14 protein-coding genes are annotated in these 14147 nt (G+C 62.2%); 9 read left to right on the forward strand and 5 right to left on the reverse strand.

Going from position 1 to position 14147, the window contains the following annotated elements:
• Window positions 1-48: 48 nt before the first annotated feature.
• From AC097O_RS10940 to AC097O_RS10950, 3 genes are all read left to right on the forward strand, one after another.
• Window positions 49-2037 carry a transglutaminase TgpA family protein gene (locus AC097O_RS10940; RefSeq protein WP_479592804.1) on the forward strand — a complete coding sequence of 663 codons (1989 nt, stop codon included), beginning with the start codon at window positions 49-51 and terminating at the stop codon, window positions 2035-2037.
• A 25-nt stretch (window positions 2038-2062) separates the two neighbouring features.
• Window positions 2063-3148, forward strand: coding sequence for a lytic murein transglycosylase B (mltB, locus tag AC097O_RS10945; protein WP_479592805.1), 1086 nt, complete (start codon window positions 2063-2065; stop codon window positions 3146-3148).
• Window positions 3149-3302: 154 nt separating this feature from the next.
• The gene (locus AC097O_RS10950; protein WP_479592806.1) at window positions 3303-3851 is read left to right on the forward strand and encodes a PEP-CTERM sorting domain-containing protein; all 549 of its coding nucleotides are present in this window, start codon (window positions 3303-3305) and stop codon (window positions 3849-3851) included.
• Between the two features lie 138 nt (window positions 3852-3989).
• On the opposite strand, the gene ilvC is transcribed toward AC097O_RS10950, so the two are convergent.
• The 3 genes from ilvC to AC097O_RS10965 form a co-directional block, all read right to left on the reverse strand.
• On the reverse strand, window positions 3990-5006 hold the full coding sequence (gene ilvC / locus AC097O_RS10955) for a ketol-acid reductoisomerase (protein WP_315240913.1): 1017 nt from the start codon (window positions 5004-5006) through the stop codon (window positions 3990-3992).
• A 132-nt stretch (window positions 5007-5138) separates the two neighbouring features.
• Entirely contained in the window at window positions 5139-5630 is a 492-nt protein-coding gene (gene ilvN, locus AC097O_RS10960) for an acetolactate synthase small subunit (RefSeq protein ID WP_315206846.1), read from the reverse strand.
• Window positions 5631-5825: 195 nt separating this feature from the next.
• Window positions 5826-7628, reverse strand: coding sequence for an acetolactate synthase 3 catalytic subunit (locus AC097O_RS10965; protein WP_479592807.1), 1803 nt, complete (start codon window positions 7626-7628; stop codon window positions 5826-5828).
• Window positions 7629-7930: 302 nt separating this feature from the next.
• On the opposite strand from AC097O_RS10965, the gene AC097O_RS10970 reads away from it, so the two are divergent.
• Genes AC097O_RS10970 through AC097O_RS10990 form a run of 5 tightly spaced genes read left to right on the forward strand, consistent with a single transcriptional unit; the run spans window position 7931 to window position 10559 of the window.
• Window positions 7931-8497 (forward strand): RNA polymerase sigma factor, encoded by a 567-nt coding sequence (locus AC097O_RS10970; RefSeq protein ID WP_479592808.1) that lies wholly within the window; start codon window positions 7931-7933, stop codon window positions 8495-8497.
• Window positions 8494-8949, forward strand: coding sequence for a DUF3619 family protein (locus tag AC097O_RS10975; protein ID WP_315184833.1), 456 nt, complete (start codon window positions 8494-8496; stop codon window positions 8947-8949). Before AC097O_RS10970 ends, AC097O_RS10975 begins: the two co-directional genes overlap by 4 nt.
• 15 nt (window positions 8950-8964) lie before the next feature.
• Window positions 8965-9645: a DUF3106 domain-containing protein gene (locus AC097O_RS10980; RefSeq protein ID WP_479592809.1), complete on the forward strand. Its 681-nt coding sequence runs from the start codon at window positions 8965-8967 to the stop codon at window positions 9643-9645.
• Window positions 9642-10172 (forward strand): RDD family protein, encoded by a 531-nt coding sequence (locus AC097O_RS10985; protein WP_479592810.1) that lies wholly within the window; start codon window positions 9642-9644, stop codon window positions 10170-10172. Before AC097O_RS10980 ends, AC097O_RS10985 begins: the two co-directional genes overlap by 4 nt.
• A gap of 6 nt (window positions 10173-10178) precedes the next feature.
• Complete coding sequence (locus tag AC097O_RS10990; RefSeq protein ID WP_479592811.1) at window positions 10179-10559, forward strand: diacylglycerol kinase; 381 nt, start codon at window positions 10179-10181, stop codon at window positions 10557-10559.
• A 141-nt stretch (window positions 10560-10700) separates the two neighbouring features.
• Here AC097O_RS10990 and AC097O_RS10995 read toward each other — a convergent pair whose 3' ends face one another.
• Window positions 10701-11039, reverse strand: coding sequence for a P-II family nitrogen regulator (locus AC097O_RS10995; protein ID WP_295960317.1), 339 nt, complete (start codon window positions 11037-11039; stop codon window positions 10701-10703).
• 20 nt (window positions 11040-11059) lie between these two features.
• On the reverse strand, window positions 11060-12724 hold the full coding sequence (locus AC097O_RS11000) for an NAD+ synthase (RefSeq protein ID WP_479592812.1): 1665 nt from the start codon (window positions 12722-12724) through the stop codon (window positions 11060-11062).
• Here AC097O_RS11000 and AC097O_RS11005 point away from each other — a divergent pair.
• Entirely contained in the window at window positions 12723-13976 is a 1254-nt protein-coding gene (locus tag AC097O_RS11005) for a GNAT family N-acetyltransferase (protein WP_479592813.1), read from the forward strand. The genes AC097O_RS11000 and AC097O_RS11005 overlap by 2 nt on opposite strands.
• The last annotated feature ends 171 nt before the right edge of the window (window positions 13977-14147 follow it).

Consider the following 14147-nt stretch of genomic DNA (forward strand, 5'->3'; position numbering starts at 1 on the left):
GCTTATTCCATAAGTACAAGCAGCTCTTTAATACATAGCAACCACCTTATGCGCTGGTCCACCTCTTTCACCGCACTGCCTCACCTCCCAAGAGACAGCCGCGACACCCTGTTTCTGCTGGCCGTCATCGCCTGGGTGGTGCTGCCGCAAATCGGCAATCTGCCCGTCTGGTGCGCGCTGGCCACGGCGGGGGTGCTGGTGTGGCGCGGCTGGCTGGCGTGGGGCTCCCGGCCGCTGCCGTCACGCTGGTGGCTGGCGGTGCTGCTGGGGGCGGCGCTAGCGGCCACGCTGGCCACGCACAAAACCCTGCTGGGGCGGGACGCGGGGGTGACGCTGATCGTGGTGCTGCTGGCCCTCAAAACCCTGGAGCTGCGGGCGCGGCGGGATGCGTTTGTGGTGTTTTTTCTGGGCTTTTTTACGATGCTCAGCAACTTCTTTTTCTCGCAGTCGCTGCTGACCGCAGTGGCCATGTTGGTGGCGCTGCTGGGGCTGTTGACGGCCCTGGTCAATGCCCATATGCCGGTCGAAAACAAGGCCCCGCTGCGCGAGGCAGCGCGTATTGCGGGCGGCATGGCGCTGCTGGGTGCGCCCATCATGGCGGTGCTGTTTGTGCTGTTTCCGCGCATGGCCCCGCTGTGGGGCGTGCCCAGCGATGCCATGGCCGGGCGCAGCGGCTTGTCGGCCAGCATGCAGGTGGGCACCATGGCCAGCCTGGCGCTGGACGACAGCATCGCCATGCGGGTGCGGTTTGACGGAGTGCCGCCTGCGCAACGCGACCTGTACTTTCGCGGCCCGGTGTTGTCGCTGTATGACGGGCGCGAATGGCTGCCCCAGGCCCGCGACTTTGCCCGGCCCGATACCCGCGACCTGCAGGTGTCCGGCCCGCCGGTGCGCTACCAGGTGACGCTGGAGCCCAACAACCGCCCCTGGCTTTTAACGCTGGATGCCACGCCCCAGGCCCCTACCCTGCCCGCAGGCGTATCCGCGGTGATGACCAGCGACCTGCAGTGGCTGGCCAGCCGCCCCACCACCGATTTGCTGCGCTACCAGGCGCAAAGCTACCCGCAGTTTCGCTATGGCCCACAGCGGGCCAACCTGGACCTGCAGCGCTATGTGGATCTGCCGCCCGGCTTCAACCCGCGCACCCTGCAACTGGCCGCCGACCTGCGCCGTGCCCAGCCCGGTGCCGACACCGCCGCGCTGGTGCAAACCGTGCTGACCCGCCTGCGCACCGGTGGCTACCTCTACACGCTGGAGCCCGGCCTGTACGGGCGCGATACCGCCGACGAATTCTGGTTTGACCGCAAAGCCGGTTTTTGCGAGCACATCGCCTCGTCCTTCGTGGTGCTGATGCGGGCGCTGGACATCCCGGCGCGCGTGGTCACCGGCTACCAGGGCGGCGAGCTCAACGGCGTGGACGGCTTCTGGGTAGTGCGCCAAAGCGATGCCCACGCCTGGGCCGAGGTGTGGACGGCCACCACAGGCTGGACCCGGGTGGACCCCACCGGCGCGGTGTCGCCGGGCCGGGTGGGCAGCTTCACCCGCCTGCAGGCCCCACGCGGGGCCATCGCCAACACCCTGGCCAACGTCAACCCCGACGCGGCCCGGCGCCTGCGCGCCGCCTGGGACGCGCTCAACAACAGCTGGAACCAGTGGGTGCTGAACTACAGCCAGAGCCAGCAGCTCAACCTGCTGAAAAACATCGGCTTCGACAGCCCCGAATGGGAAGACCTGGGCAAGCTGCTGGCGGGCTTATTGGTGCTGGCCAGCCTGGGCGGTGCAGCCTGGGCCCAGTGGGAACGCCGCCAGCACGACCCCTGGCTACGCCTGCTGGACCAGGCCCGGCGCAAGATGCTGAAAACCGGCATCCAAGTACCGGCCCACGCCGCCCCCCGGCAGATGGCCGCGCTGGTGGCCGATCGACCCGCCCTGCGCGACTGGCTGCTGCAGATGGAGGGCCTGCGGTACGCGCCGCACAGCCCCGGCAGCCTGGCGGCGCTGCGAAAGGCGTTCAAGCGGCTTGGGTGGCCGCGCTAGACTCGGCGGTCACCTTTCCATTGCCATGTACAAACTTCTTCCGATTGCTATTTTTTTAATAGCTTCTTGCGCCCTTCCCGCAAGCGCCAAGGCCCCAAAAAGCACTAAATCCAAAATAGCCACCAGCGCCACACCTACCGGCCCGCTGTACGCCAGCCGCATGGACGTAGTGGCCGCCGCCGACGATATCGCCGAGCGCCGTGGCCTGGACCCGGCCTGGGTCCACCAGGTACTGGCCCAGGCCCGCTTCATCCCCAGCGTGCCGCGCCTGATGGCTCCTGCGCCCACCGGCACCATCAAAAACTGGCAGCTCTACCGCAGCCGCTTCATCGACCCCGTGCGCATTGCCGCCGGGGTGCGCTTCTGGCAGGCCCACCGCGCCACGCTGGAGCGGGCCGAGCAGGAATACGGCGTACCGGCCGAAATCATCGTCGGCATCATCGGTGTGGAGACGATCTACGGCCAGAACATGGGCAACTTCCGGGTGCTGGACGCGCTGACCACGCTGGCTTTTGACTTTCCCGCCAGCCACCCGCGCGCCAAGGAGCGCACGGCCTACTTCAAGGGCGAGCTGGAGCAGTACCTGAGCCTGACCCAGCGCGCGGGCATCGACCCCCTGGCCCTGCGCGGCAGCTACGCCGGGGCCATGGGCCTGGGCCAGTTCATGCCGACCAGCTGGGTGAATTTTGCGGTGGACTTCGATGGTGACAGCCGGGTCGACCTGTTCAACAGCCCGGCCGATGCGATTGGCTCGGTGGCCAACTACTTCAAGGCTTTCCATTGGCAGACCAGCATGCCGGTGTTTTACCCGGTGCAGTTCGACCCAAAAACCCTGGATATGGATGCGCTGATGGCCCCGGACATCCTGCCCACCTTCAGCGTGGCCCGTTTCCAGGCCCTGGGTGCGGTGCTGGACGGCCCGGCGCTGCAACACACCGGCCCGCTGGCGCTGGTAGAGCTGCACAACGGCGGCGACCCACCGCAGTATGTGGCGGGCACCGAGAATTTCTACGCCATTACCCGCTACAACTGGAGCAGCTACTACGCCATGGCGGTGTTCGAGCTGGGACAGGAAGTGGCCGCTGCGGTAAAGGCCAAACCCGGGCCATAGACCGCCCGGTCGACTGTGGTGGGCCCGACACTGTGGAAACTCGACTAAGTCACACAAACCGTCTTCATTGTCCTGAAAGCTATATTTTTCAATAGCTTACGCATGATCCCGTGCAACACTCGGTAACAGAAGATTACACAACCACAGGATCACCATGCGCTTTTTGCCGAAATTACTAGCCACCTCCCTTATCGCTTTCGCAGGCATGGCCAGCGCCACCGTAGTCACCTTCGAGGACCTTAACGGCCAGGGCACTCTGGCATCCAACTACGCAGGGCTCACCTGGGGCGCTGGCTGGAACTACTACGACTCGGTGCAGTCGCCTTACAACCCGTCCTCGGGCAAAACCCGCATCTACAACAACGACAGCCCCACCACCGATGGGTTCAAATTCTCCAGCGATGTCATTTTTGACGGTGCCTACTTCTCGGGCTACCAAAGCGCCGGTTTTGAGCTATTCAACGACGGCCAACTGGTGTTTACCTCGTCCCTGCTGGGCTTGTCGGATACGCCCAGCTTCCTGTCGTCGGGTTACGCGGGCCTGGTGGACGAAGTGCGGCTGTCCGTCAGTAACGGTGCCTTTGTCATGGACGACGTGACCTACCACACCACCGCCCGCAATACGGTGCCGGAACCCAGTTCGCTGGCCTTGATGGGCCTGGGCCTGGCGGGTCTGGTTCTGGCAAAGCGTCGCAAGGCCTGAGCCCCGCTCACCCACACCAAAGCGCCCTGCGGGGCGCTTTTTGCATGGGGAATCAAGAGAAAATCCGGGCCTCCAACGCACTTCGGGCCTGCTCACCGTGAGGTCAGCAGGCCCGAAGCGGGACTTATCGCAGAGCGATTAGTTGCGGGTCTGGTCGACCAGCTTGTTCTTGGCAATCCAAGGCATCATGGCGCGCAGCTGGGCACCCACGATTTCGATGGAATGCTCGGAGGTCAAGCGGCGGCGGGCGGTCATGCTGGGGTAGCCGGTGCGGCCTTCCAGGATGAACATCTTGGCGTATTCGCCGGTCTGGATGCGCTTCAAGGCATTGCGCATGGCAACGCGCGACTCGGCGTTGATGACTTCAGGACCGGTCACGTACTCGCCGTACTCGGCGTTGTTCGAGATCGAGTAGTTCATGTTGGCAATGCCGCCTTCGTAGATCAGGTCGACGATGAGCTTGAGCTCGTGCAGGCATTCGAAGTAGGCCATTTCAGGGGCGTAACCGGCTTCCACCAGGGTTTCGTAGCCCATCTTGATCAGCTCGACCGCGCCGCCACACAGCACGGCTTGTTCGCCGAACAGGTCGGTCTCGGTTTCTTCCTTGAAGTTGGTTTCGATGATGCCGGCCTTGCCGCCACCATTGGCCATGGCGTAGCTCAGAGCCAAGTCACGGGCCTTGCCGGTCTTGTCCTGGTGCACGGCCACCAGGTGGGGCACGCCGCCGCCCTGGGTGTAGGTGTTGCGCACGGTGTGGCCGGGTGCCTTGGGGGCGACCATCCACACGTCCAGATCCGCACGGGGCACGACCTGGTTGTAGTGCACGTTGAAGCCGTGGGCGAAGGCCAGCGAAGCGCCTGCCTTGATGTTGGGTTCGACATTGTTCTTGTAGACACCGGCGATATCTTCGTCGGGCAACAAAATCATGACCACGTCGGCGGCCTTGACCGCGTCGTTGACTTCCATCACGTTCAGGCCGGCCTTGCCAACCTTGTCCCAGGAAGCGCCACCCTTGCGCAGACCGACCACGACCTTCACGCCGCTGTCGTTCAGGTTTTGCGCGTGGGCATGGCCCTGGCTACCGTAGCCGATGATGGCAACCGTCTTGCCCTTGATCAGGCTGAGGTCGCAGTCTTTGTCGTAAAAAACTTTCATGTTCTTCTTTCAGTAATTTAAAGGTTTGGCGAAATGCCCATCGACAGGCCCAGGGCGAACGTTTACCGAAATCGCCAAAAAGAGTCCGTTCGCGTTGAGCCCGTCAAAACGCGCGTACGGACGACTCAAAACTTAAACCCGCAAGATGCGTTCGCCCCGGCCAATGCCGCTGGCACCGGTGCGCACGGTTTCCAGAATGGCGCTGCGGTCCAGGGCTTCCAGGAAAGCGTCGTTTTTGCCCTGGTCGCCGGTCAGCTCGATGGTGTAGCTCTTCTCGGTCACATCGATGATGCGGCCGCGGAAGATGTCGGCCATGCGCTTCATTTCTTCGCGCTCCTTGCCGACCGCACGCACCTTGACCATCATCAGCTCGCGCTCGGTGTAGGCACCTTCGGTCAAATCGACCACCTTGACCACCTCGATGAGGCGGTTCAGGTGCTTGGTGATCTGTTCGATCACGTCGTCCGAGCCGGAGGTCTGGATGGTCATGCGCGACAGCGTCGCGTCTTCGGTGGGAGCCACCGTGAGCGACTCGATGTTGTAACCCCGGGCCGAGAACAGGCCCACAACGCGGGAAAGAGCACCGGGCTCGTTTTCCAGCAAGACAGCAATGATGTGTTTCATAGATTGAAGAGACTCCTCTTTTCGCTCTGACCGCCCCTTGCGGGTCGGCTGTCGCGGAAGCTTTCGCTTTCGCCGCCCTCCCCTGCGCACGGTAATGTGCAGGCTTGGCGGGCAATAGATTCGTCCAAAAGTTGATTTACTATCGATTTAATAGCTGCCACCGCCCATTGGATGGGCGGTAGAGCCTGATTTGACTTACAAGTCTTCGCTACCCAGCAGCATCTCGGTAATGCCCTTACCAGCCTGCACCATCGGGAACACGTTCTCGGTGGGGTCGGTGCGGAAGTCCATGAACACCGTGCGGTCCTTCAGCTTGCGGGCTTCGCGCAGGGCGGGCTCCACATCTTCGGGGCGCTCGATCAGCATACCGACGTGGCCATAGGCCTCGGCCAGCTTGACGAAGTTGGGCAGTGCGTCCATGTAGCTGCTGCTGTAGCGGCCGGCGTATTCCACCTCTTGCCACTGGCGCACCATGCCCAGGTAGCGGTTGTTCAGCGAGACGATCTTGATCGGCGTGTTGTATTGCAGGCAGGTAGACAGCTCCTGGATGCACATCTGCACCGAGCCTTCACCGGTAATGCAATACACCTCGCTATCGGGCTTGGCCAGCTTGACACCCATGGCGTAGGGAATGCCCACACCCATGGTGCCCAGACCGCCGGAGTTGATCCAGCGGCGGGGTTCGTCAAAGCGGTAGTACTGCGCGGCCCACATCTGGTGCTGGCCCACGTCGGAGGTGATGTAGGTGTCGGCATCCTTGGTCATGTTCCACAAGGTTTCGACCACGTACTGCGGCTTGATCACGTCGCTGGAGCCCATGCTGAACTTCAGGCAGTTACGGCTGCGCCAGCCTTCGATGGTGCTCCACCAGCTACCCAACGCATCGGCATCGGGCTTGGTACCGGCTTCCTTGATCATGGCGATCAGCTCGGTCAGCACTTCTTTCACGTCGCCAACGATGGGTACATCCACCTTGACGCGCTTGGAGATGCTCGACGGGTCGATGTCGATATGGATGATCTTGCGTTCGTTTTGCGCAAAATGCTTGGTGTTGCCGATCACGCGGTCGTCAAAGCGGGCACCCACGGCCAGCAGCACGTCGCAGTGCTGCATGGCGTTGTTGGCTTCGATGGTGCCGTGCATGCCCAGCATACCCAGGAACTTCTTGTCGCTGGCAGGGTAAGCACCCAGGCCCATCAAGGTGTTGGTGCAGGGGTAGCCCAGCATGTCCACCAAAGTGCGCAGCTCTTGCGAGGCATTGCTCAGCAAGACACCGCCGCCGGTGTAGATGTAGGGACGCTTGGCGGCCAACAGCAGTTGCAAGGCCTTGCGGATCTGCCCGCCGTGGCCTTTGCGCACCGGGTTGTACGAGCGCATGCTGATGGTTTCGGGGTAGCCATGGAAAGGAGTCTTCTTGAAAGACACGTCTTTCGGAATGTCCACCACCACCGGGCCGGGGCGACCGGTACGGGCAATATGAAAGGCTTTTTTCAGCGTCTCGGCCAGATCGCGCACGTCTTTCACCAGGAAGTTGTGCTTGACGATGGGGCGGGTGATGCCGACGGTGTCGCATTCCTGGAAAGCATCCAGGCCAATGGCGTGCGTAGGCACCTGGCCACTGATGATCACCATGGGGATGCTGTCCATGTACGCGGTGGCAATGCCGGTGACGGCATTCGTCAGGCCGGGGCCGGACGTGACCAGGGCCACGCCCACATCGCCGGTGGCGCGGGCATAGCCGTCGGCGGCGTGCACGGCTGCTTGCTCGTGGCGCACCAGCACGTGCTGGATGGTGTCTTGCTTATAGAACGCGTCGTAGATGTACAAAACTGCGCCACCGGGGTAACCCCAAATGTGCTTGACGTTCTCGGCCTGGAGGCACTTCACCAGAATCTCGGCACCCATCAGATCGACAGGAGCGGAACGCGAAGTACCGGGGGCGGTGGAAGAAGAGGATGCTGCGGCGGCCGAAGCGATTTCGGCTTTATTGATTTCCATGATGAACCTTTGTGAATTTCTCTAACGAAATACCTTGGGTGCCCCTTCACGCACTCTTTTGGAGTTGTGTCGGAACTTAAGACCAAAGCCATGGGCGAGCTGCTTGCATCGCCGAACCATGATCCGTTTGCTTTTTGACTAGCAAGGCGGATTATGGCATCCTCCTACGCGAAAATTGGCGGGCGCACCAAGAAAATCGCCGGTCAATGCCATAATCCGCCCGCAAGCGCCCCAGACCGGGGCATTGGGTTTTACAAAAAAACACGCCTTTTCACCGCTCCGCTCCACAGGCAACTCCCCTTTTGGCCACTGAACGCGAACTTTCCGATTTTCTCAAAAGCGTCGAAAACCGGGCTTTCAAACGCTCGGTCTACCACGTACGCAACGAAGAATCGGCGCTGGACATCGTGCAAGACAGCATGATGAAACTGGCTGAGCACTATGGCGACAAGCCGGTGACCGAGTTGCCCATGCTGTTCCAGCGGATTTTGTCGAACTGCACGCTGGACTGGTTTCGCCGCCAAAAGACCCGCAACGCCCTGTTTTCGAACATGAGCGACTTCGATTCGGCCGATGGCGATGGCGATTTCGACCTGCTGGAGACCTTCCAGTCATCGGACAACACCGAACGTAACGAAAGCGCCGAAGACACCACGGGCCGGGCACAGGTATTGCGTGAAATTGACACCCAGATACAAGAGTTACCAGCGCGTCAACGAGAAGCGTTCTTGATGCGTTACTGGGAAGAGATGGATGTTGCCGAAACCGCCAGCGCCATGGGCTGCTCGGAAGGCAGCGTCAAAACCCACTGCTCCCGCGCAGTACAGTCGCTTAGCAAGGCGCTCAAGGCCAGAGGAATACATTTATGACACAGCTGCAAACTCCCTCCATGCTGTCGGCGCAAGACCGTTTTGCGCGCAACGTCACGGCACGCCTGTCCGAAGGTTCGGCCACCTTGCCGCACGACATTTCCGAACGCCTGCGCATTGCGCGCATGCAGGCCCTGGCCCACCGCAAACAAGTCGTCATGCGCAGCGCCACCGTAGTGGCCAGCCAGGGCGGCGGCACGGCTGCGCTGACCCTGGGTGGCCAAGGTGGCAACGACAACCCCAACTGGTGGGCCCGGGTTGCCGCCGCCTTGCCGCTGCTGGCGCTGGTAGCCGGGCTGCTGACGATTTACGTGGTGCAAAACGACCTGCGTGCCGACGAACTGGCCGAAGTCGATACCGCCCTGCTCACCGACGATCTGCCCACTGCGGCCTACACCGACCCTGGTTTTGTGGAATTCCTCAAGGCCAACCGAGACTCCACCAACCCCTGATCGAAACGGATACGGATGCTGCTATCGCCCTGGAACCTGTGGTTTGCCTCCTGCGTGGCGGTGGTGTTGTCTCTGGGCGTATTGCCCGTGGTGTGGGCCGAGACCGAGCCCAATCTTGGCGCGGCCTCCATTCCTTTGGCATCCGCCAGCAAGCCCGACCAAAGGCCGTTGTGGAACGAGCTCACCCCAGCGCAGCAGCAGGCTCTCAAGCCTCTGGCCAAGCACTGGAACAACATCAGCGAGCAGCAAAAGCGCAAATGGGTGGCCTTGTCCGTCAACTTTGAAAAAATGTCGCCCACCATGCAGGCCGTGCTGCAAGAGCGCATGCTGGACTGGGGTGCCCTTAGCGTGACGCAGCGCAGCCAGGCGCGGCTGAACTTTGCCGAAGCCAAACGCCTGTCGCCTGCCGAAAAGCAGGCCAAATGGGAGGCCTACCAAACCCTGGACCCGGAAGAAAAAGCCAAACTGGCCAAGCAAGTGCAAAAGAAGCTGGCCGGTGCCGCCACTGGCGTGAAACTGATCCCGGCGCAAAAGCTGGCCACCGTGCCACCTGAACGCAAAAACGAGCCCAAGGGCCCGTCGATTGCCACCGGGTCGCACCAGATCAACCCCCGCACCCTGCTGCCGCTGCCCGCCTACCGGTTCAGCACCGGTAATTCCGTCGTGCCCCGCCCGGCCCAGCCCGCCGGACAATGACGGCTACCGCGGCAACTGCCCTCCCCCCCACCGCCCCGATAAACCTGACTGCCCCCAGCCTGCGCCGCCGATTGGCCTGCTGGCTGTACGAAGGCATGCTGATGTTTGGCGTGGTCTTCATCGCAGGCTACCTGTTCGGCACCCTGAGCCAGACCCGCCACGCCCTGGACAACCGGGCCGGCTTGCAGGCGTTTTTGTTTGTGATCTTCGGCATTTACTTCACCTGGTTCTGGGCCAAGGGCCAGACCCTGGCCATGAAGACCTGGAACATCCGCGTGGTGGGCCGCGATGGCCGGGCCATCAGCCAGCCACGCGCCCTGCTGCGCTATGTATGGAGCTGGCTCTGGTTTCTGCCGCCCCTGGCCGTCATCGCCCCATTTGGGCTGCCGGTCGGCGAAGCCCTGGTCATCATGCTGGGCTGGGTGGCTGTTTGGGCGCTGCTGAGCCGCTTTCACCCGCAGCGCCAGTTCTGGCACGACGCGCTGGCGGGCACCCGGCTGGTCGGTTCTCTCCCTTTAAGCCGCTAAGTTTTAATGGAATCGCCCACCGCCCAAAAATCCCGCAAGGGGCTCACCCGCCTCTGGCACGCCGCGGGCTATTCGCTGGCGGGGCTGCGGGCCGGTTGGAATGAAACTGCGTTCCGCCAGGAGGCCATTGCCGCCATGGTGCTGGTGCCACTGGCCGCCTGGATAGCCCAGAGCTGGGTGGAATTTGCCCTGCTGGCGGGCTCGGTGGTGCTGTTGATGGTGGTGGAGTTGCTCAACACCGGGATCGAGACTGCGATTGACCGCATAGGCCCCGAATGGCACCCCCTGTCAAAGCGCGCCAAAGACATGGGCAGCGCAGCGGTACTGCTGACCGTGCTGATGACGGCCACCATCTGGATACTGGCGCTGGTGCAGCGCTTCAACTAATACCAGCCCACTTCCCCAAGGCAAAGCCGCAGGCGAGCTGAAAATGCCAGGGAACCCGTGGAACTGGCTATGCCAGGCCACTGGGTTCGCCCCCTGCAAGGGGGTTGGCGAAAACACGCAGTGTGTAGCCTGGGGGTGTGCCTATACAGCCGCTTCATCCTGCTCGCCAGTGCGGATGCGCACTACCCGTTCCACGCTGGTCACAAAGATTTTTCCGTCACCGATCTTGCCGGTACGGGCGGCGCGGACGATGGCCTCCACGCAGCGGTCCACCTCTTCGGTTTTCACCACCACCTCGATTTTCACCTTGGGCAGGAAGTCCACCACGTACTCGGCACCGCGGTACAGCTCGGTATGGCCCTTCTGGCGGCCAAAACCCTTGACTTCGGTGACGGTCAGGCCGGTTACGCCGCATTCGGCCAGGGCCTCGCGCACTTCTTCGACTTTGAAAGGTTTCAGGATGGCGGTAATTTGTTTCATATGGCTCAGGTCTCAGTTGTTCAAGCGCGGAATTTGCTCGTAATAGGATAGCGCCAATCCTTGCCAAAGCTGCGGTGGGTTACCCGGATTCCGACGGGCGACTGGCGGCGTTTGTACTCGTTGATTTTAATCAGCCGGGTCACGCGCTCTACGTCGGCAGGTGCAAACCCGGCGGCAATGATGGTCTCCAGGCTTTGGTCGTTTTCCATGTAGCGCTCCAGAATCGCATCCAGCACCTCGTAGGGCGGCAGGCTGTCCTGGTCGGTCTGGTCGGCGCGCAGCTCGGCGCTGGGCGGGCGGGTGATGATGCGCTCGGGAATCGGGTTGCTAACGGTGCCATACGGGTCGTTGGCGTTGCGCCAGCGGGCCAGGGCAAAAACCAGGGTTTTGGCCACGTCCTTGATGACCGCGAAGCCGCCCGCCATGTCGCCGTACAGCGTGCAGTAGCCGGTAGCCATTTCGCTCTTGTTGCCGGTGGTGACCACGATGCTGCCGAACTTGTTGCTCAAGGCCATCAGCAGCGTGCCGCGTATGCGGGCCTGGATGTTTTCTTCGGTGGTGTCCTCGTCACGGCCAATGAAGTGCACGGCCAGCGAGGTCTTGAAGGCCTCGAACTCGGGCAGGATGGAGATTTCGTCGTACTGCACGCCCACCCGGGCGGCCATGTCGCGTGCATCGATCCAGGAAATATCGGCGGTGTAGGGCGAGGGCATCATCACCGTCCGCACGCGGTCTTTGCCCAAAGCGTCCACCGCAATCGCCAGCACCAGGGCCGAGTCGATGCCGCCCGACAATCCCAGCAGCACGCCAGGAAAGCGGTTTTTGCCCACGTAGTCGCGCAGGCCCAGCACCAGCGCATCCCACAGCTCGGCATGCAGGCTGCGCTCGGGTTCGATGCTTGCTTCCAATTTGATAGCTGCTTGCGCCCTATGGACACGCACGGAGAACAGATTTTCCTTAAAACTGGGGGCGCGGCCCGCCAGGGTGCCGTCGGCATTGACGCAGAACGAGCCGCCATCAAACACCACCTCGTCCTGCCCGCCCACGATGTGCGCGTACACCAGCGGCAGCGCCACGCTGCGGGCGCGGTCGGCCATGCGTAAAACCCGTTCGCCGCCCTTGCCCATGTGAAAAGGCGAGGCGTTAATGACGGCCAGCAGCTCGGCCCCGGCTTCTTTGGCGGCACGCGCAGGGGCTTCGAACCAGGCATCTTCACAAATCAGCAGGCCGACCCGCACGCCCTCTACCGCAAACACACACACGCCGTTCCCCGGCGTGAAGTAGCGGCGCTCGTCGAACACCTGGTAATTGGGCAGCTCGCGCTTGATGTGCTGGGCCACCAACTGGCCTTCGCAGAACACGCTGGCGGCGTTGAAACGGTGCTGCACCGCCACCGATTTGGTGCGGTCGTCGCCGCCCTGCGGGTGGCCCACCACCACGTGCAGGCCTTTTAACCCGGCGAGTTCGCGGGCCACTGTTTTCACGGCATCATCACAGGCCGCGGTGAAGGCCGGGCGCAGGAACAAATCTTCCGCTGCGTAGCCGCAAATCGACAGCTCGGGGGTCAGTACCAGCCGGGCGCCGTCGGCGTAGGCGGTGCGGGCAGCATCGATGATTTTTTGCGCATTACCGGCCAGGTCGCCGACGACAAAATTGAGCTGGGCAACACAGAGTTTGAGAGTCATGGAAACAAAAAATACGGTGGTGGCGGCAAGCCAAAACGGGGTGGAAGACAATCCGACTGATTATGTCATTCGGGTGCTGGACTCGCCCTCGCAGCTTACCGCCGATGCCTGGAACCACCTGCTGGCCTTACAAACCGATGCCAGTCCCTTCATGCGCCATGAATACCTGGCCGCGATGCACCACAGTGGCAGCGCCACGCCTGCCACCGGTTGGAAGCTGCGGCTCGTCACGGTGTGGCTGAACGAGGTGCTGCAGGCCGCCTGCGCGCTGTATATCAAAGACCATTCCTACGGCGAATACGTGTTCGACTGGGCCTGGGCCAATGCCTACCAGCAGCACGGCCTGCCCTACTACCCCAAGGCCGTGGTGGCCGCGCCGTTTACCCCTGTGCCGGGTGCACGGCTGCTGGCGCGGGATGCGGAATCTCGCGCCGTGCTGGTCCAGGCGCTGGTGGCCTGGTGTGAACACGAAAAACTATCGTCGCTGCACATCCTGTTTGCCAACCCGGTGGATGTGGCCGCCTGCGCCGATGCCGGTTTAATGCTGCGCCACACCGTGCAATTCCACTGGACCAACACGTTAGAGGGCTACCGCGACTTCGACGACTTCCTCGCCTCTATGGCCCAGGACAAACGCAAAAAAATCCGCCAGGAGCGTCGCAAGGTGGCCGATGCGGGCGTAACGTTCCGCTCGGCCCGGGGCGCCGCCATCACGCCGCAAGACTGGGACTTCTTCTACCGCTGCTACGAGCGCACCTACCTGGAGCACGGCAACGCGCCTTACCTCAGCCGCGACTTCTTCCAGCGCATGGCCGACACCATGTCCGAGCACTGGCTGCTGTTTGTGGCCGAACGCGAGGTGGACGGGGTCAAAACCCCCATTGCTAGCAGTTTGATAGCTGTTACCGCCGATGGAATGGGCGCAGAGGGCCAAAATGGCTCAAAAACCCAGATCGCCTATGGCCGCTACTGGGGCGCGCTGGAACGCGTGGACTGCCTGCACTTCGAAGCCTGCTACTACCAGCCGCTGGCGTGGTGCATCGCCCACGGCGTGGCCCGCTTCGAAGGCGGCGCGCAGGGCGAACACAAAATGGCCCGCGCCCTGCTCCCCGTCAAAACCACCAGCGCCCACTGGTTGGCGCACCCGGCGTTTGCCGATGCGGTGGAGCGCTTTCTGGAGCGCGAGGGGGCGGGCATTGCGGGCTATATGGACGACCTGGCCCAGCGCAGCCCGTTGAAAGCGGTGAAATAAGTGGACACAAAGAGGATGCTCCCATCCTACGATCTACATCAAACTAGATTTATGGAGCACCTCTACATCGCATACCTCTCACTCTCGTGCGCTTTATTAGCAGGATGTGTAAGCCCAAAGACGACAACAGTACATCTGATTGAGAAAATTCACGCGTTCCAGACAGATACC

It is taken from the genome of Rhodoferax sp. LS1P39 (genome assembly GCF_056521425.1).